We start from the raw sequence: 17,949 nt of genomic DNA, 5'->3' as shown, positions 1-17,949 counted from the left end.
AGTGTAGTAAACTTAAAAAGCAAGCACTTACTTTAAAAGGGAAATAAAGTACAGGAGTGTGTTTTTTGGAAACTTGGATTACAGGTATCATGGCTGATTTTGGCTATATAGGTATTTTTTTATTGATTATGGTAGAGAACTTGTTTCCGCCGATTCCCTCTGAGATTATCTTAACTTTTGGTGGATTTATGACAACCGTTTCGTCGCTAAATGTAGTGATGGTTATTATTGTAGCGACACTGGGTTCTGTTGTAGGTGCTATTTTACTTTATAAAGTGGCCTCGTATTTTGGAAAAGAACGGCTAACGAAAATTGTTTTAAAATATGGTCGAATATTGCGACTCAAAGAATCGGATATTGAACGAGCGGAAAGTTTCTTTTTGAAATACGGAAGCTGGGCAGTATTTTTATGTCGGATGATTCCGCTGATACGAAGCCTGATATCAATTCCAGCTGGCATGACGAAGATGAAAATGTCGCGATTCTTAGTCCTAACGACTGCGGGAGGCTTGCTTTGGAATACGGTTTTAATTGGACTTGGGGCTTTGCTAGGTGAATCATGGAATGAAATAGTTGTTTTCATGGATAGTTTTTCGACGATTATTTATAGCATTATAGCAGGACTTTTAATTGTGGGCTTAGCATTCTTTATTCGAGCACGTTTCAAAAAAACATTGGATGAAGAATAAATATTGGAACCTTGAGGTATCGTCTTCAAGGTTTTTCTTTTGCGTTTTTCGCTTTCATGCTATGATAAGTTGGACATAGAAAGAGGGGGACAGGACATATGCGGATTGGCATGCGAACGGTGAAAACCGCCATTGCAGCGACACTGGCGATTATTTTGGCGGAATGGCTCCATTTGGAATATGCAGTTTCGGCAGGAATTATCGCGATATTAAGTGTACAAAATACGAAAAAAGGATCTTTACAATTAGCGATTCAGCGAGTTTATTCGACTGTTTTAGCACTAACGATTGCAGCAATATTTTTTATGCTTATTGGTTATAATGCAGTGAGTTTTGGTCTTTATTTATTAATTTTTATTCCTTTAGCTGTGAAATTACACGTTGCTGACGGAATTGTTGTTAGCTCCGTCCTTGTATCACACATTTTATTAGAACAATCGCTATCATTCTTTTGGTTTAAAAATGAACTTTTACTTATGGCAGTCGGCGCGGGTATAGCTATTATTTTAAATTTATACATGCCAAAAATGGAAGATGAATTAAAGCGAAGCCAACAAAAAATTGAAGCAATCATGCGACAAATTTTGACAGAAATGACGCAGGGGCTCCGGAATCAGTCTGATTATCATGATGAATTTGGCTTATTAAACCAATTAAAGGGTACATTAGACTATGCACAAGAAAAAGCAGCGAGAAACTTAGATAATCAGTTCTTTTCCTCGTCACATTATTATTCTCAGTATGTGGATATGCGGCTTGTTCAATACCGGATTTTGACACAAATGAAGCGACATCTTGTAGCATTTCACCATTCTTCGGAGCAAAGCATGGCACTTGCGGAAATCACAGAAAAAACTGCACAGACTCTAGATGAACATAATACTGCTGAAGATTTGGTTGCTGAAATTACTACAATGGTACATGAATTTAGAAGCAGTAAGCTCCCTGAAACACGCGAAGAATTTGAAAATAGAGCAATTTTATTTCAATTTATGAATGATTTGCGCTATCTTTTAGAAATGAAGCGTGACTTTTATGCGGAGTTTGGTTTAAAAGAAAAAGAATTAACGAGAGGGCGATGAACCATGATTGAAAAAATTGGTCAAGTAATGTTATATGTAGAAAATCAAGCAGCAGTAAGAGATTTTTGGGTAGAAAAATTAGATTTTGTTGTAGTTTCAGAAGAAGTTGTAAATGGAGAGATTCAGTGGATTGAAATAGCTCCAACAAAAGGATTAGAAACTTCTTTTGTACTCCAAAATAAAAAGAAAGTTGCTGAAATGAATCCAGATATGAACCTCGGAACACCGTCAATATTACTGTTTGGAAAAAATGTCGCAGAACTGTATGAAACATATAAAAATAAAGGAATAACGGTGGGGGATTTAGTAGATTTACCAATTGGCCGGGTCTTTAATTTTGCGGATATTGAAGGCAATTATTTTGCGATTTGTGAAAAATAAATATGAAAAAATCCAGATGGCAGTCTTACCGATTGCCATCTGGATTTTTTATAGAGTAGCTACTAATTGCTTAGTGCCTAATGCTGCTTGAGCTGCTGCTAGTCGTGCAATAGGTACACGATAAGGAGAGCAAGAAACATAGGTTAGTCCTAATTGATGGAAGAATTGGATAGAATCTGGATCTCCACCATGTTCGCCACAAACACCCATTTTTAAATGTTCATGCGTCATCCGTCCTCGAGTAACAGCCATCTCTACTAAAGCACCAACCCCGGCTTTATCAATTGTCATAAATGGATCTTTTGCTAAAATATCTTTCTCGTAATAGTCAGCTAGGAATTTGGTAGCATCATCACGAGAGAAACCATAAGTTAGTTGGGTTAAATCATTTGTCCCGAAGCTAAAGAATTGTGCTTCCTCGGCGATTTCATCTGCAGTTACGCAAGCACGAGGAATTTCTATCATCGTACCAATATCATAAGGTAGCACCATTCTTTCTCTATCAAAAATGGCATGGATTACTTGTTTTATTTCTTTTTTTATATAGCTTAGTTCACTTTTAGTAGCAATAAGTGGAATCATAATTTCTGGGTGAACAGAGATTCCTTCATCATGAACGATAACGGCGCTTTCCATAATTGCTTCGGCCTGCATACGATAAATTTCTGGGAAAGTAATGGCAAGTCGGCAACCGCGATGACCAAGCATTGGATTAGCTTCTGCAAGTGCTTCTATTCGCTTTCTTATTTGAGGAACAGTTCGGTTCATGTCTTGTGCTAATTGTTCGATTTCATGGTCAGTTTTTGGTAAGAATTCATGTAATGGCGGATCAAGTAAACGAATATTAACTGAACGACCTTCTGCGATTCGGAACAACTCACTAAAATCCGCTTTTTGCATTTCTTTTAAAATGGTTAAAACAGATTCACGTTCTTTTAAGGACTCTGCTAAAATCATTTGTCTTACATATGGAATCCGCTTTTCATCAAAAAACATATGCTCTGTGCGGCAAAGTCCAATACCTTCTGCGCCAAATAAAAGTGCTTTTTTAAAATCAGTAGGTGTGTCTGCATTAACACGAATCATCAGTTTTTTCGCTGCATCAGCCCAGCCCATTAATTCATCAAAATGACCGCCAATAGACGCTTCTGTGAGTGCAATTTCGCCAAGGTAAATATTGCCGGAACTGCCATCAAGAGAAAGATAGTCACCTTCGTAAAGCTTTTCGCCAGTTTTAAGGGTAATTGTTTTTTCCTTTTCATTGATGGTTAATTCAGAACAGCCTGCTATACAACATTTGCCCATTCCACGAGCAACAACGGCTGCGTGAGAAGTCATTCCACCATGTGCGGTTAAAATAGCATTACTTCTTGCCATGCCTTCAATATCTTCAGGAGAAGTCTCGTTCCGTACAAGAATGACAGAAATTCCGCGTTCGGCTGCTTGGACTGCTTCTTTTGCTTCAAAATAAATTTGACCTGTTGCAGCACCTGGGCTGGCAGGTAAACCAGACGCGATTACGTGACCATTTTTAAGAGCGCTTTCATGAAAGGCTGGATGAAGTAATTGGTGTAGTTGCTTCGTTTCCACTCGCATGATGGCTTCTTCTCGAGTGATTTTTCCTTCATGAACAAAATCAACGGCTGTTTGGATAGCTGCCTTAGCTGTTCGTTTCCCGCTTCTTGTTTGTAAGACATAAAGTTTTCCTTTTTCAATCGTAAATTCAATATCTTGCATGTCTAAGTAGTGGTTTTCAAGAAGTTCGCATGTTTTAAGAAGTTCGTTGTAAACCATTGGCATTCTCATCTGTAGCGCACTTATCGGTTCAGGTGTACGAATACCTGCTACAACATCTTCTCCTTGTGCATTAAGTAAAAACTCGCCAAATACTTCTTTTTCCCCAGTCGACGGATTTCGGGTAAAAGTAATTCCAGTTCCACTTGATTCGCCAGTATTTCCAAAAACCATGGCTTGAATATTCACGGCAGTACCCAAGCTCGCATCTATATCATGTAGTCTACGATAAATTACAGCACGAGGATTCATCCACGAATCAAAGACAGCGATAATTGCGAGTCTTAGTTGTTCCAGAGGGTTTTGCGGAAAATCATTGCCGGTTGCTTGGCTGAAAATCAGTTTATAAGCATCTATAAGTTCAGTCAAATCATCTGCAGTTAATTCTGTATCTAAAAGGTAATTGTTCGCTTTTTTAATACGACTCAGCGCCTGTTCAAATTGATAGCTAGGAATTTCAAAAACGACATCACCAAACATTTGAATAAAACGACGATAGGAGTCATATGCAGAACGAGCGTCACCGGTTAAATCAGCTAAGCCTCTAGCCGCAGAATCATTCAAACCAAGATTTAAAACGGTATCCATCATGCCAGGCATCGAAAAAGGAGCACCAGAACGTACCGAAACTAGGAGAGGATTTTCTGTACTTCCGAAAACTTTTCCAGTTTGTGTTTCGAGTTTAGACAAATGAATTTTCACTTCTTCAAAAATCTCTTCGGATAGATGTTTATTGCCAGTTGTGTAATCATTACAAGCATCGGTCGAGATAATAAAACCAGGAGGAACAGGTAAACCAATATTCGTCATTTCGGCCAAATTAGCGCCTTTTCCTCCTAATAGATTTTTCATGTCTTTAGATCCTTCACTGAACTGATAAACAAATTTTCTCACATTATTCACCTCTTCTAATTAGTGGTAACTCGTGATAATTTCCGTGATTAGGGCAGCGGTTTCTTCTATTGCTTTGTCTTCTACATGGATGACCTGGCAGCCAAGTTTTTTGAAAGTGTCATAACCATATTCTAATTCTTCTAAAATACGTTTTTCACTGGAATAGCTACTTGATTCATCTAAACCGATGGATTTCAATCGAACTTTACGAATTTGCGCCAGTTTTTCTGGGGTAGTGGTGAGACCAATAATACGTTCATTAGGAATTTGAAAAAGTTCATCTGGAATAGGAATCTCTGGAACTAATGGTACATTTGCAACTTTCCAATTTTGATTAGCAAGAAAACTACTTAGGGGAGTTTTACTCGTTCTTGAAACACCAACAAGGACAATATCTGCATCTATTAAGCCGCGGGGGTCTTTACAATCATCATATTTAACGGCGAATTCAATTGCGGCGATACGATCAAAATAATTGCTATCAAGGCGACGCATATTGCCGGGATCTTGTTTGGATTTTAGACCAGTTTTTGCTTCCACAGCGGCGGTTAAAGTATGTAATAAATCGATGTTAGGAATGTTATTTTGAGCACAAAAGTCAGTGGCATATTCGGCTAGTGGAGATTGCACGAGCGTTTGCACCACGATACCATCTGCGGCCTTTGCTTCTTCTAACGTTTCAAGTAAAGCTTTCTCATCACGAATAAAAGCATGGCGCCGAATATCAGCCGGTTTATTAAGTGAAAACTGTGCCGTTACCGCGCGAATAATATGTTGAGCAGTTTCTCCGATAGCATCTGAAATAACGTATATAATAACCGATTTTTCCATATGTTCCTCCTATTAAACCTTTTTTATTGTATCAACAAATAATGCAGTAATACGTGTTTTTGATATTTTCCCGATGACTTTTGCTTTACCAGATTTATTTTCAAGCACAGGAAGGGAATCAATTTGATGAAAAACGAGTTGTTCTGCGGCGTGCAAGACAGTGTCATTTTTAGCGACAGTAACAAGGTTTGGCATGCGCGTCATAATTGTCGCTATAGGAGTAGCCTTTGTGTCAGCATCTGCAAGTGCTCCTTTAAGTAAATCCTTTCTGGAGACAAGACCAACTAATTCCTCTTCATCAATAACGTATAAACTACCAATATCTTCCATAAAGAGCATTACAATAGCGTCATAAACACTTGTTTCTTTTTTTGCGAAAAAAGGTTGTGTCATAATTTCAGAAATTTTTAATTGACGGATTTCATCAAAATGAATAGGATTTGTTTCTAAACCAGAATAGAAGTAGCCAACTTTAGGGCGGGCATCTAAAATTCCAGTCATTGTTAAAATGGATAAGTCAGCTCGTATGGTGGCTCGTGTTAGTTTTAAATGGGCGGCAATGGAGTCACCAGTAGCTGGCTCATTCGCGCGTACATAGGCAACAATTTGATGTTGTCTAGGGGAAAGTTCGATGGGAATCACATCCTTTTATTATGTTATGCTAATTATTATATAGTATGACATAATTAAAAACAAGCCTCAATTATGTCATACTATATAAAAACCTTCTCAATAATGAGAAGGTTTTAAAAAGCGTTATTTAAACATAAAATAAAATACAGAAGTACATAAAGGCTGTTCCTGCGATAACAAATAAATGCCAAATCGCGTGCATATAAGGTACTCGGGGGATACTGTAAAAAATTGCGCCAACTGTAAACATAATGCCACCAGTTGCCAGTAACCAAAATCCGGTCGGAGTTAGTCCGACGTAGAGTGGCTTAATCGCAAGCAAGACCATCCAGCCCATTATTAAATATACACTAGTGGATAAAAGTTTTAATTTGCCAGTCATAAATATTTTATAAACAATTCCTGCAATAGCTAATCCCCAAATGACACCAAATAAGGTCCATCCAAGTGTCCCTTGAACAGTAATCAAAACAAATGGTGTGTAACTACCAGCAATTAAAACATAAATTGCCGCATGGTCCATAATATTAAAAACAGTTCGTGCCTTACTAGGTTTAAAACTATGAAGCAGCGTGGAACAAATATAAAGCAACATGAGTGAAATTCCATAAATTAAAAAACTTGTTAAATATAGAGGATTATCTTTACTGGCGGCGAATATAATAAGTAAGACGAGCGCGGGAATACTAAGAATAAATCCAATACCATGCGTAACTGCATTAGCTACTTCTTCTTTCCAATTGTAAGAAGTGACATTCATTTTATCACCATACTTTTCTACAAAATTTTGTGAATTAATATATTTCTATCATACGCTAAAAAAAGAAGAATAGAAAGACTAATACCATTTCTTTCTCTTTTCTTAAAACTAGTTTATAAGTTGTGTATACAGCCGGTAATGTTATAATAAGATTAAAATAAGCAAAAATGGATGTGTAGCTATATGAGGAAAATAAAAATTATCACAGACTCAACTGCTGGATTAACATTAGAAGAAGCAGCAAAATGGAATATTGAAGTTTTATATTTGACGGTAGAAATCGACGGAAAAATTTATAATCCTAAATCAGACATTACACCAGAAGAATTCATGGTGCGAATGGCAGAAACAAAAGAATTACCAAAATCTTCTCAACCAGCTATTGGTTCTTTTGTGGAAGCATATGAAAAATATACGGCTGAAGGATATGAAATCCTTTCTATTCATTTAACTGAAAAACTTAGCGGAACTGTGAATGCAGCACGCCAAGCAGCAGATATGGTAGAAGGTAATATTACGGTAGTCGACTGTGATTATACAGCTCGCGGACAAGCCTTCCAAGTATTAAAAGCAGCTGAAATGGCTCAATCAGGTGATTATTCTGTAGAAGAAATTCACGCGAAAATTAATGATATTCGTGACAAGACGAAACTTTATATTGTTGTAGTAACACTTGATAATTTAATCAAAGGTGGTCGTGTTGGCCGAATGCAAGGTTTCTTAGGCAGCCTTTTAAATATCAAATTAATTGCTAAACTAACAGATGGACAATTGGAAGAAGAAACCAAAGTCCGGAGCAATAAAAAAGTATTACAATATTGCCTTAATCTAATCAAAGAGGAACCGAAAAAAATTCAGCATCTGGACGTTGTTCATGCCAATGGGCTTAATCTTGCAGATGATTTTATCGCAGAATCTAAAGAAATAACCGGTTTAACTGAAATTCCTCTATTTTTTGCAGACCCAGTCATTTCCACACATGCTGGAGCAGGCGCGTTTGCATTTATGTACTATACTGACTAAGTGAGTGATTGCATATGACAAAGAAGAAATGGCTGTGGCTTGCAGGAAGCGTACTCGTTATTGCGCTTTTTGTTGGCGCAGTTTTTGGTATCAAGTATTATAAAGAATCAAAAGAGATCCCAATTAATGTAGTTGCCATGGGGGATTCATTAACAGAAGGTGTTGGTGATGAGAAAAAAGAAGGCGGCTATGTTGGTATAATCTCGAAAGAACTAGAAGAAGAGCCTCAAATTCCAAGTGTGAAAACACATAATTACGGAGTTGCTGGCAATAAAATAACCCAACTCGAAAAACGTTTAAAAACAAATAAAGAATTCCAACAAGATGTGAAGAACGCGAATGTTATCACGATAACCATTGGCGGAAATGATGTCATGGCTATTTTGCAGTCTCGTCTTTTAAATGTAAATGTCGATGATTTTACAAAAGCGAACAAAGATTTCCAACAAGAACTTCAAACATTATTAAAAGATATTCGCTCTTATAATAAAGATGCAGCGATATTTTTAATGGGTATTTATAATCCGTATACAACTTATTTCAGTGATATCAAACAATTTGATGAGGTTATTTCTGACTGGAATAAGGCATCTAAGAAAACAATACAGCAAGAGGACAATACTTATTTTGTTCCTATTGCAAAAGTACTCGAAAATCGAAATAAAGATAATAAAGACAAACCCAATCCGCTTCTATCAGATGATTATTTCCATCCTAATCATAGAGGTTATGAAAAAATGGCAGCGGAACTAGACAAAGCCATTGTGAAGCAGTTGGATGATGGCAATATTCCAAAATAGAAAGGTGTTAAAATCTTGCAGATAGAAACCCGATCAGCTCCAAAAAAACCAAGACGTAATTATTGGAAATGGATCTGTCTTACATTAATTAGTTTGCTACTTATTCTCGCTGGTTGGATTTATGTAGCAGTATTTATCCTAAGCCCGCAACAAGAACCAACACCGTCACTTATTAGTAATAAGTCAGCGGTTGAGTTTCAAACCAGTACAACTAAATCCGATTTAAATCAATTAATTAGTACGTATATAGAAGATTTTAGTAAAGATCAAGATATTGGTTATAAAGTTTTTGTCGCAAATAACGTGAACTTTACAGCAGAAGCGAAAATTTTTGACCAACCAGTGGAGCTTCATTTGAAGTTTTCTCCTAAAGTAGTAGATAATGGCAATGTGGAATTAACCCTTAAAGACATGTCTGTAGGAGCATTACCACTACCAGTTTCTTATGTAATGAATTATGTAAGCAAAAACTATAAATTTCCTAATTGGGTCACAATTATCCCTAAAAAAGAAAAAATCTATCTATCACTAGATAAATTAAAGCTTAAAGGCGATACAAAAGTGCGCGTTGATACACTAAATTTGAAGAAAGACGATATTTCGTTTACACTTTTAGTACCAGTTAATTAATTTGGCTGGCCTAATCCTAGTTAGGGGGCATTTTTATGACAAAAGAATCACTTGAAAAAGCAACATTTGCTGGAGGGTGCTTTTGGTGTATGGTAAAACCTTTTGATACGCAGCCAGGAATTGAAAAAGTCGTGTCTGGTTACACGGGAGGCCATACAGTTAATCCAACCTACAAAGAAGTTTGCAGCGGGACAACAGGACATACAGAAGCAATTGAAATCACATTTGATCCGGCAATTTTTCCGTATGAAAAATTAGTCGAAGTATATTGGCAACAAACCGATCCAACTGATGCAGCAGGCCAATTTGTTGATCGCGGCGATTCGTATCGACCAGTTATTTTTTGCCACAATGATGAACAAAAAGAGATTGCTGAAAAATCGAAAGCGGCTCTTGATGCAAGTGGAAGATTTAAAAAACCAATTGTAACAGAAATTGCAAAAGCTGAAACTTTTTATCCAGCAGAAGAATATCACCAAGATTTCTATAAAAAGGAAAAAGCGCACTATGAAGGTTACCAAGTTGCTTCAGGACGTGCTGCATTCATAGATGCCAACTGGAAAGGGTGAAGTCAAATGGATGAAAGTAAAAAGAACGAGCGACTTAAACAACTTACAGATATACAATATAATGTAACCCAAAAAGCGGGTACCGAACGCCCATTTCAAAATGAGTTTTATGATAATGCGGCAAAAGGCATTTATGTAGATATTGTTTCAGGAAAGCCGTTATTTTCATCCACGGATCAGTACGATGCTGGTTGTGGTTGGCCAAGTTTTACCAAGCCAATTGATGAAGCAGAAGTAAAAGAACATAAAGATCGTACACATGGCATGATTCGAACAGAAGTGAAGTCCGTTGATGCTGATTCACACTTAGGGCATGTTTTTCCAGACGGACCACAGGATAAAGGTGGACTGCGTTATTGTATTAACTCAGCGGCACTTAGATTTATTCCTGTAGATAAATTAGATGACGAAGGTTATCAAGCATATAAAAAAATTTTTGAATAAACAAATGATGCCAGAAAATGAAATGCGTAGAATAATATCGCGAAATCATTCTCTGGCATTGTTATGAAAAGGAGTTTTTCCAATGTTAAAAGTAGCAGTAGTAGGACTTGGTGGAATCGCACAAAAAGCATATTTACCAGTTTTTGCAGAAATGGAAAATATCGAAGTACATCTTTATACAAGAAATGCACAGAAATTAAAACATTTAAGCGAAAAATATCGTTTTGATCATTATCATCAAAGTATCAATTCGATGATTGAGTCTGGTATAAATGCAGCTTTTGTTCATTCTTCTACAGCTAGCCATCCAGAAGTAATTCGTACATTTTTATCGCATAATATTCCGGTGTATGTGGATAAACCAATTGCTGATAATTTAGAAGAAGTGGAAGAATTGACTCGTTTAGCAGCTGAAAAGAATACGATATTAATGACCGGATTCAACCGGCGTTATGCTCCAAAATATCAAGAATTAAAAGCTCTATCAGACACGAATATGATTGTAATGCAAAAAAATCGTGTAGCGCAAGCAGGTGAAGCTCGTACTTTTATTTACGATGATTTTATTCATGTAATTGATACAATTCGTTTTCTATTAGATGCAAAAATCGATCAAGTAAATGTTTTTCCTGTTTGGCAAAAGGAACTTTTATCTAGCATAACAGTGCAAATTTCTGCTGGAGACAAAGTGGCTACAGCTATTATGAATCGAGATAGCGGCGTGAATGAAGAACGTTTAGCAGTTATGACACCTGGAGCTAAATATGAAGTGGAAAATGTAACAGAAAGGCATATTTATGAAGGTACAACGGAACGATTTGAACGATTTGGGGATTGGGAAACGACGCTTTATAAAAGAGGTTTTGTTCCAATTATTCAAGCCTTTTTAACGGCTGTTCGTAATGGGGAAAAAGCACCAATTTCAGAAGAAGATGCGCTACAGACCCACCAACTTGCAGAACAAATTTTACTTCAATTAGAAAATTAACTTTATTTTTTAGTAGAAATCAACTATAGTTAAAGCATAAAAAGAGCGGAGTGTGTTGTACGTTGGGAAGATCATTTTATCATTTTTTAATGACATATCGGGACCCGAAACTAACAGATCAGAAAACGGAATTTGCCAACAATGCATACCGAGATCATAGTTTTCCAAAGCAAACAAGGAATTATCATATCCTTTGTGACTATCTAGAGTTTAATGCACCATACTTACCGGGAATGTCTATTTTCGATGAACTTTGGGATGCTTATTTGCTAGATGAAGAGAAAAACAAACACTAGGAGGAAAAATGTATGAGCGTACATATCGAAGCGAAACAAGGGGAAATTGCAGAAACTATATTATTACCAGGAGATCCACTACGAGCGAAATATATAGCGGAAACTTTCTTGGAAGATGTCGTGTTATTCAACCAAGTAAGAGGAATGTTAGGTTTTACTGGTACATACAAAGGTGAAAAAGTCTCTGTGATGGGTACTGGAATGGGAATTCCATCAATTTCGATTTATGTAAATGAATTAATTCAAAGTTATGATGTGAAAAATTTGATTCGTGTGGGGACAATGGGCGGAATTCAAGCAGACGTGAAAGTGCGTGATGTTGTCATTGCACAAGCTGCTTCTACAGATTCACAAATTAATCGTAATACATTTGCAGGCGTAGATTTTGCACCAGTAGCAGATTTTTCTCTTTTAAAGAAAGCATATGATGCGGGTGTGGAAAAAGGATTATCTCTTAAGGTAGGGAATGTTTTCTCTGCTGATCGTTTTTACAATGACCAATTAGATAAGCAGCAATTAGCTGATTATGGAGTTCTAGGAATCGAAATGGAAGCAGCGGCTCTTTACACATTAGCACAAAAATACGGTCGTCGTGCGTTAGCCATTTTAACAGTAAGTGATCATATCTTTACTGGGGAAGAAACATCTGCCGAAGAGCGCCAAACTACTTTTAATGATATGATTGTTGTAGCTCTAGAAGCAGCAATAAAATAAGTATAACGACAAACCTAGAAAGTCGCATGAAGTATACAGGAAGGTTGATAAACATATATGAGTTCTTTATTATCTATTGCTTTAGCCGTTAGTATCAGTTGTGTGCATACTGTAGAAGACCAATATTTTGGCGGGCAAAATGCAGAGCCAGTTGCAGAAATTGAAAAAAAAGCATCCACATCTAGTGAGAAGCTGTCATTAGCAGAATTAGAAAAAGATCCACTATATCCGTATATTGATAAACAAAATAAATTAGTGGAAAGAAATGGGATTCAGTATATTGAAAACGAAGATAATATCTTAGTCCTTGCTAACAAAGATTACTCTTTACAACCATCGTATACCCCACCTGATTTAGTTCGACCAAATGTCACATTTTCTTTTGGTGATGAAAAAGTGGAAAAAGCGCAGTTGCGTAAAGAAGCTGGAACAGCGTTAGAAGAAATGTTTACTGCCGCGAGCAAAGATGGACACAAGTTGTTTGCTGTATCGGGCTATCGTTCTTATAAACGCCAACAAGAAGTATTTCAAGCGGAAGTAAATTCAAAAGGTGATGAAAAAGCGAGAGAAGCAGTGGCATATCCTGGTACAAGCGAACACCAAACAGGATTAGCAATGGATATTTCATCTGAGAGTCAATCCTATGAACTAACGGAAGCATTTGGCAATACACCAGAAGGCAAATGGGTACAAGAAAATGCTCATAATTACGGCTTTATTCTTCGTTATATGAAAGGTCGAGAAGCAATTACTAAATACCAATACGAATCTTGGCATTATCGTTATGTGGGAAAAGATGCCGCAACCATTATTTATAAAAATAACTGGACTTTAGAAGAATTTTTTGAGCATGTGGAGGCACTTCAAAAGAAAGTAGATGCCGCCAAACAATAAGCTTTTGAGTCATAAACAATCCTTTGTTTATGGCTTTTTTTATTGGTGTTAGAAATTAAATGGTTGCATAATATACCTATAGGGGGTATACTGTTAATTGTAGAAACAAAGGAGGAGAAAAAATGAAACATGATCAACCTATTGTTCCACGTAAAGAAGACGAAACGAAATTACTTCAAAATCGTTTGCGACGTATCGAAGGCCAAATCCGGGGTATTGCACAAATGGTCGAGGATGATAGATATTGTACAGATATTTTAGTTCAAATTTCAGCAGCGAATAAAGCCCTTAAAAATGTTGGATTACAAGTATTAGAACATCATACAGCACACTGTGTGGTGGATGCTGCAAAAAATGGTGAAGACGATGTAATGGAGGATTTACTTAAAGCAATTCGTCAATTTTCTAAAACCTGAGGGGGGTATATGAATTGAGTGATAAATATGTAAGACAAGATTTGAATGTTTTTGGGATGACCTGTGCGGCGTGTTCCACGAGAATTGAAAAATCATTAAATAAAGCAGAGGGTGTAGAAAAAGCAAACGTTAACTTAGTGACTGAGAATGCTGCAGTATATTACGATCCTGAAGTGACATCAACAGAAGATTTAATTAAAGTTGTTAAACATGCTGGTTATGATGCCGCAGAAAAAATGTCAAAAGAAGAAAAAGATGCTGTTTTGGAGAAGAATTTTAAAAAGGAAGTAAGACGTTTTATTCTCTCTGCCGTTCTTTCCTTGCCTTTACTTCTTACGATGGTAACGCACATTCCGTATATACATGAAATGGCATTTGCAGAAACGATTGCTAACTGGATAAATCCAACTATTCAATTAGTACTTGCAACCATTGTTCAATTTTATATTGGTTGGCGGTTTTATGATGGGGCTTATAAAGCACTTCGCGGTAAAAGTGCAAATATGGACGTTTTAGTTGCGCTCGGTACATCGGCTGCTTATTTCTATAGTGTGGTGGAATATATCCGTCATATGATTGATCCAAGCGTGATGCCACATTATTATTTTGAAACAAGTGCGGTTTTAATTACGTTAATTTTATTAGGTAAATTACTAGAATCGTATGCAACTTCCAGAACAACCGAATCTATCGCTGGATTACTAGAACTACAAGCGAAGGAAGCCACTGTTATTCGTGAAGGAAAAGAATGGTTAGTGCCAGTAGATTCTTTAAAAATTGGTGATATTATCTTGGTTCGTCCTGGTGAAAAAGTTCCAATGGATGCAGAAATTATTTCTGGTGAAACAAGTATTGATGAAGCAATGATTACTGGTGAACCTGTGCCTGTGGAGAAGAAACCAGGTGATTCGGTCATTGGTGCAACGATAAACTTTGATGGGGCTTTCCAAGCAAAAATCACTAAAAGAATGGAAGAAACGGTCTTAGAATCCATTATTCGGTTAGTTGAGGAAGCACAAGGAATTAAAGCGCCAATTCAACGTTTAGCAGATAAAATCTCAGGTATTTTTGTACCAATTGTACTTGGAATTGCTGCTTTGACCTTTATTATTTGGTATCTTGTGACCGGAACGATGGACGGGTCACTCGAAGCTGCTATCGCTGTATTAGTTATTGCCTGTCCCTGTGCACTCGGACTTGCAACACCAACCGCTATCATGGCAGGAACTGGTAAAGGTGCGGAAAGTGGGATATTATTTAAAGGTGGAGAACATCTAGAACGTACTTCCAAAGTTGATACAATTGTTTTTGATAAAACTGGGACTTTGACAGAAGGTAAATTAGAAGTTAGCGATAAAAAAGCAACAAGTAATCAATTTTTCCCTTATTTATTCTTAATGGAACAACAATCAGAACATCCGATTGCAAAAGCGATTATCAAAATGTTAACATCTGATAATATGGATGTATCCAGTATTAAACAAGGTAAAATTCGCGCTAAAGCTGGACATGGAATGACTGGTACTCTAGATGAAAAAAAAGTGGAGCTTGGCGCTTATCGTTATGTTTCTTCCATTACATCCATTCCTAAAGAAGAAGATGACTTAATTGCAAGTTGGATGAATGCAGGAAAAACAGTCGTAGCAATGGCGATTGATGGTGTGTATGCTGGCGCGCTTGCTTTATCCGACACACCACGACCTGAAGCAAAAGAAGCAATTCAAAAATTAAAAGCACAAGGGATCAAAACGGCTATTTGTTCCGGTGATCAATCTGTTGTAGTTGAAAATATGGCGAAAGATTTAGGAACGGATATGTTTTTTGCGGAACAATTACCAAACGATAAAAGTGCCTTAGTAGAAAAATTACAACAAGAAGGTCATATTGTTGCTTTCGTTGGAGATGGCATTAATGATGCACCAGCCCTTGCTGCAAGTGATATTGGAATTAGTATTGGAACAGGAACAGACATTGCAATAGAAACAGGTGATGTAACGCTTGTAAGTCATCGGTTAACCTTAATTCCAGAAACAATAGAACTTTCCAGAGCAACAATGCGCAATATTCGTCAAAACTTTTTCTGGGCACTTGCATATAACTGTGCTGGTATTCCGATTGCCGCACTTGGCTTACTTGCACCATGGGTAGCAGGACTTGCGATGGCGTTCAGTTCCGTTTCTGTAGTAACCAACGCTCTACGCTTAAAAAGATATAAATTTAAATCATAGGAGGAATAAACATGGAAAAATTAACTTTGAATGTAGAAGGTATGACTTGCGAACACTGTGAGGCTCGTGTAACAAAAGCATTATCAGAAGTAAGTGGTGTGAAAAACGCTGTCGTTTCGCTTGATGAAGGAACAGCAACCGTTGAATTTGAAAAAGGAGAAGTAACAGAAGATGCTTTAATTGATGCGGTAGAAGAAGTTGGATATGAAGTAGCTTAAGTTTAGAAATGTGAGGGGTTCTTGAATGGATCCCTCTTTTTTCTATGTCATGAAAAAAAGATACCAAAATAGGTGGAAAACTGGTAAAATAAATGAGTTAAATAAAATGTGCTAGTAGTAGCTACATTTTACATAGAAAGTGGTGAAGAAAGATGGAGCAACCCCCACAAAATGGAGAAGACAAAGTAGAAAAAAACGAAGAGCAGAATCCAAAACCCGGAAACGGTATTATTAGAATGAAATTGTTTCCATTTATCATGCTATTATTTGCTTTTGTATTTGTAACAGCCTTAGTGACCACTATTGTGATGTCTTTAGGGGACGATAAACAAGTAAAAGTAAGCATTCCAGAACGGAAAGAATTCACTAAATTATATGATGTTTATGACGAAATCACAGAGAAATATTATAAGGATACGGACTCCACAAAAATGGTGGATGGGGCTATAAACGGCATGGTTAATTCCTTAGACGATCCTTATTCTAGTTTTATGTCGAAAAAAGAATCAAGTGAATTTAACGATACGATATCCTCTAGTTTTGAAGGAATTGGAGCTGAAATCCAAGAAAAAGATGGAGCGATTATGGTTGTTTCACCAATCAAAAATTCTCCGGCCGAAAAAGCAGGTTTACTTCCGCAAGATATTATTACTAAAGTAGACGGCAAATCACTTAAAGGCGATACAGCTACAGAAGCAACTCAAAAAATCCGTGGTGAAAAAGGAACAAAAGTAACCTTAACCATTCAGCGCGCAAGTGAAGAAAAACCATTTGATGTAACGATTACACGTGACGAAATTCCAATTGAGACTGTGTATAAAGAAATGGGCAAAGACAAAATTGCGCACGTAACGATTAGTACTTTTTCAGAAACTACTTATGATGAACTTGAAAAAGCACTTAAATCTCTTGAAAAAGATGGTATGAAAGGTCTTGTAATAGATTTACGAGGAAATCCTGGTGGTTTACTTGATCAAGCTGTTTCGATTTCTAGTCTTTTTGTTCCAGATGGTAAAATTGTCGTTCAAGAACAAGGGAAAGATGGCGAAAAATCAGCTATCAAAGCAGATAGTTCAGCTCACGGGGACTACAAGGTAAAAGTACCGACCACCATGCTTATTGATGGCGGTAGCGCAAGTGCATCAGAAATTCTTGCAGCAGCAGCCAAAGAATCTGGTGGCATCAAACTAGTTGGGACTAAATCTTTTGGAAAAGGAACTGTTCAAACAGCTACAAGTTTATCCGATGAATCCACTTTAAAATTAACAGTAGCAAAATGGTTAACACCAGATAGTGAATGGATTCATGAGAAAGGTATTACACCTGATGAAGTTGTAAAAATGCCAGATTATGCAACCATGACAATACCTTCTTCTACAAAAGTTTATAAAAATGGCGACTTCGGTGATGATGTGAAAACTATCGAAACATTGCTTAGAGCGCTAGATTATAACGTTGGAAAAGTAGATGGTTTGTATGATACAGATACAGAATATGCAGTACAAAGATTCCAATCAGCGAACAAACTAGATGTAACAGGAATTATGACTGGAGTGACAACAGATAAACTAGTCGAATTAACGCAAAAACATCTAAAAGAAACCGATCCACAACTGCAAAAAGCAAAAGCCTTGGTGAAGTAAACATTTGATTTTTGAAAAACTG

General features: G+C 36.9%; 20 protein-coding genes. 16 read left to right on the top strand and 4 right to left on the bottom strand.

The window, feature by feature from the left end:
• Positions 1 to 65 precede the first annotated feature (65 nt).
• The 3 genes from LWE_RS09630 to LWE_RS09620 all read left to right on the top strand — a co-directional run bounded on the left by LWE_RS09630 (position 66) and on the right by LWE_RS09620 (position 2,152).
• Positions 66 to 689: a DedA family protein gene (locus LWE_RS09630; protein WP_011702656.1), complete on the top strand. Its 624-nt coding sequence runs from the start codon at positions 66 to 68 to the stop codon at positions 687 to 689.
• Between the two features lie 98 nt (positions 690 to 787).
• Positions 788 to 1,771, top strand: coding sequence for an aromatic acid exporter family protein (locus LWE_RS09625; RefSeq protein ID WP_011702655.1), 984 nt, complete (start codon positions 788 to 790; stop codon positions 1,769 to 1,771).
• A 3-nt stretch (positions 1,772 to 1,774) separates the two neighbouring features.
• On the top strand, positions 1,775 to 2,152 hold the full coding sequence (locus tag LWE_RS09620) for a VOC family protein (RefSeq protein ID WP_011702654.1): 378 nt from the start codon (positions 1,775 to 1,777) through the stop codon (positions 2,150 to 2,152).
• Positions 2,153 to 2,200: 48 nt separating this feature from the next.
• Here the strand turns inward: LWE_RS09620 and ppdK are convergent, their stop codons facing one another.
• The 4 genes from ppdK to trhA all read right to left on the bottom strand — a co-directional run bounded on the left by ppdK (position 2,201) and on the right by trhA (position 7,064).
• Complete coding sequence (gene ppdK, locus LWE_RS09615) at positions 2,201 to 4,840, bottom strand: pyruvate, phosphate dikinase (protein ID WP_011702653.1); 2,640 nt, start codon at positions 4,838 to 4,840, stop codon at positions 2,201 to 2,203.
• Positions 4,841 to 4,858: 18 nt separating this feature from the next.
• Positions 4,859 to 5,671 (bottom strand): pyruvate, water dikinase regulatory protein, encoded by an 813-nt coding sequence (locus LWE_RS09610; protein WP_011702652.1) that lies wholly within the window; start codon positions 5,669 to 5,671, stop codon positions 4,859 to 4,861.
• Positions 5,672 to 5,683: 12 nt separating this feature from the next.
• The gene (locus LWE_RS09605) at positions 5,684 to 6,313 is read right to left on the bottom strand and encodes a helix-turn-helix transcriptional regulator (protein ID WP_011702651.1); all 630 of its coding nucleotides are present in this window, start codon (positions 6,311 to 6,313) and stop codon (positions 5,684 to 5,686) included.
• Between the two features lie 118 nt (positions 6,314 to 6,431).
• Positions 6,432 to 7,064 carry a PAQR family membrane homeostasis protein TrhA gene (trhA, locus tag LWE_RS09600; RefSeq protein WP_011702650.1) on the bottom strand — a complete coding sequence of 211 codons (633 nt, stop codon included), beginning with the start codon at positions 7,062 to 7,064 and terminating at the stop codon, positions 6,432 to 6,434.
• A 183-nt stretch (positions 7,065 to 7,247) separates the two neighbouring features.
• Between trhA and LWE_RS09595 the strand changes: the two genes are divergently transcribed.
• The 13 genes from LWE_RS09595 to LWE_RS09535 all read left to right on the top strand — a co-directional run bounded on the left by LWE_RS09595 (position 7,248) and on the right by LWE_RS09535 (position 17,927).
• Positions 7,248 to 8,087, top strand: a complete 840-nt coding sequence (locus LWE_RS09595) for a DegV family protein (RefSeq protein ID WP_011702649.1) — start codon at positions 7,248 to 7,250, stop codon at positions 8,085 to 8,087.
• Positions 8,088 to 8,101: 14 nt separating this feature from the next.
• Positions 8,102 to 8,887 (top strand): SGNH/GDSL hydrolase family protein, encoded by a 786-nt coding sequence (locus LWE_RS09590; protein WP_011702648.1) that lies wholly within the window; start codon positions 8,102 to 8,104, stop codon positions 8,885 to 8,887.
• 15 nt (positions 8,888 to 8,902) lie between these two features.
• Complete coding sequence (locus LWE_RS09585) at positions 8,903 to 9,517, top strand: YpmS family protein (protein ID WP_011702647.1); 615 nt, start codon at positions 8,903 to 8,905, stop codon at positions 9,515 to 9,517.
• A gap of 35 nt (positions 9,518 to 9,552) precedes the next feature.
• Entirely contained in the window at positions 9,553 to 10,086 is a 534-nt protein-coding gene (gene msrA, locus LWE_RS09580) for a peptide-methionine (S)-S-oxide reductase MsrA (RefSeq protein ID WP_011702646.1), read from the top strand.
• 6 nt (positions 10,087 to 10,092) lie between these two features.
• Positions 10,093 to 10,530, top strand: coding sequence for a peptide-methionine (R)-S-oxide reductase MsrB (gene msrB, locus LWE_RS09575; protein ID WP_011702645.1), 438 nt, complete (start codon positions 10,093 to 10,095; stop codon positions 10,528 to 10,530).
• An 82-nt stretch (positions 10,531 to 10,612) separates the two neighbouring features.
• On the top strand, positions 10,613 to 11,518 hold the full coding sequence (locus LWE_RS09570) for a Gfo/Idh/MocA family protein (protein ID WP_011702644.1): 906 nt from the start codon (positions 10,613 to 10,615) through the stop codon (positions 11,516 to 11,518).
• Positions 11,519 to 11,580: 62 nt separating this feature from the next.
• Positions 11,581 to 11,814 (top strand): YozE family protein, encoded by a 234-nt coding sequence (locus LWE_RS09565; protein WP_003720177.1) that lies wholly within the window; start codon positions 11,581 to 11,583, stop codon positions 11,812 to 11,814.
• 12 nt (positions 11,815 to 11,826) lie between these two features.
• Positions 11,827 to 12,528 (top strand): purine-nucleoside phosphorylase, encoded by a 702-nt coding sequence (gene deoD / locus LWE_RS09560; protein ID WP_003767481.1) that lies wholly within the window; start codon positions 11,827 to 11,829, stop codon positions 12,526 to 12,528.
• A 57-nt stretch (positions 12,529 to 12,585) separates the two neighbouring features.
• Positions 12,586 to 13,422: a M15 family metallopeptidase gene (locus LWE_RS09555; RefSeq protein ID WP_011702643.1), complete on the top strand. Its 837-nt coding sequence runs from the start codon at positions 12,586 to 12,588 to the stop codon at positions 13,420 to 13,422.
• Positions 13,423 to 13,544: 122 nt separating this feature from the next.
• Positions 13,545 to 13,838 carry a copper-sensing transcriptional repressor CsoR gene (gene csoR / locus LWE_RS09550; RefSeq protein WP_003723408.1) on the top strand — a complete coding sequence of 98 codons (294 nt, stop codon included), beginning with the start codon at positions 13,545 to 13,547 and terminating at the stop codon, positions 13,836 to 13,838.
• 14 nt (positions 13,839 to 13,852) lie between these two features.
• Positions 13,853 to 16,066, top strand: a complete 2,214-nt coding sequence (locus tag LWE_RS09545; protein ID WP_011702642.1) for a heavy metal translocating P-type ATPase — start codon at positions 13,853 to 13,855, stop codon at positions 16,064 to 16,066.
• A gap of 11 nt (positions 16,067 to 16,077) precedes the next feature.
• Positions 16,078 to 16,284: a heavy-metal-associated domain-containing protein gene (locus LWE_RS09540; RefSeq protein ID WP_011702641.1), complete on the top strand. Its 207-nt coding sequence runs from the start codon at positions 16,078 to 16,080 to the stop codon at positions 16,282 to 16,284.
• 152 nt (positions 16,285 to 16,436) lie between these two features.
• The gene (locus LWE_RS09535; protein WP_011702640.1) at positions 16,437 to 17,927 is read left to right on the top strand and encodes a lmo1851 family serine protease; all 1,491 of its coding nucleotides are present in this window, start codon (positions 16,437 to 16,439) and stop codon (positions 17,925 to 17,927) included.
• Positions 17,928 to 17,949 lie beyond the last annotated feature (22 nt).

It is taken from the genome of Listeria welshimeri serovar 6b str. SLCC5334 (genome assembly GCF_000060285.1).
Lineage (GTDB): Bacteria > Bacillota > Bacilli > Lactobacillales > Listeriaceae > Listeria > Listeria welshimeri.
This window is presented reverse-complemented; position numbering and strand designations above follow the sequence as displayed.

Coding starts and splice junctions, on each gene's coding strand:
- trhA (WP_011702650.1), bottom strand. CDS start 7,064: ATGAATGTCACTTCTTACAATTGGAAAGAAGAAGTAGCTAATGCAGTT.
- deoD (WP_003767481.1), top strand. CDS start 11,827: ATGAGCGTACATATCGAAGCGAAACAAGGGGAAATTGCAGAAACTATA.
- LWE_RS09590 (WP_011702648.1), top strand. CDS start 8,102: ATGACAAAGAAGAAATGGCTGTGGCTTGCAGGAAGCGTACTCGTTATT.
- LWE_RS09595 (WP_011702649.1), top strand. CDS start 7,248: ATGAGGAAAATAAAAATTATCACAGACTCAACTGCTGGATTAACATTA.
- LWE_RS09535 (WP_011702640.1), top strand. CDS start 16,437: ATGGAGCAACCCCCACAAAATGGAGAAGACAAAGTAGAAAAAAACGAA.
- LWE_RS09555 (WP_011702643.1), top strand. CDS start 12,586: ATGAGTTCTTTATTATCTATTGCTTTAGCCGTTAGTATCAGTTGTGTG.
- csoR (WP_003723408.1), top strand. CDS start 13,545: ATGAAACATGATCAACCTATTGTTCCACGTAAAGAAGACGAAACGAAA.
- LWE_RS09620 (WP_011702654.1), top strand. CDS start 1,775: ATGATTGAAAAAATTGGTCAAGTAATGTTATATGTAGAAAATCAAGCA.
- LWE_RS09570 (WP_011702644.1), top strand. CDS start 10,613: ATGTTAAAAGTAGCAGTAGTAGGACTTGGTGGAATCGCACAAAAAGCA.
- msrB (WP_011702645.1), top strand. CDS start 10,093: ATGGATGAAAGTAAAAAGAACGAGCGACTTAAACAACTTACAGATATA.
- LWE_RS09610 (WP_011702652.1), bottom strand. CDS start 5,671: ATGGAAAAATCGGTTATTATATACGTTATTTCAGATGCTATCGGAGAA.
- LWE_RS09625 (WP_011702655.1), top strand. CDS start 788: ATGCGGATTGGCATGCGAACGGTGAAAACCGCCATTGCAGCGACACTG.
- msrA (WP_011702646.1), top strand. CDS start 9,553: ATGACAAAAGAATCACTTGAAAAAGCAACATTTGCTGGAGGGTGCTTT.
- LWE_RS09540 (WP_011702641.1), top strand. CDS start 16,078: ATGGAAAAATTAACTTTGAATGTAGAAGGTATGACTTGCGAACACTGT.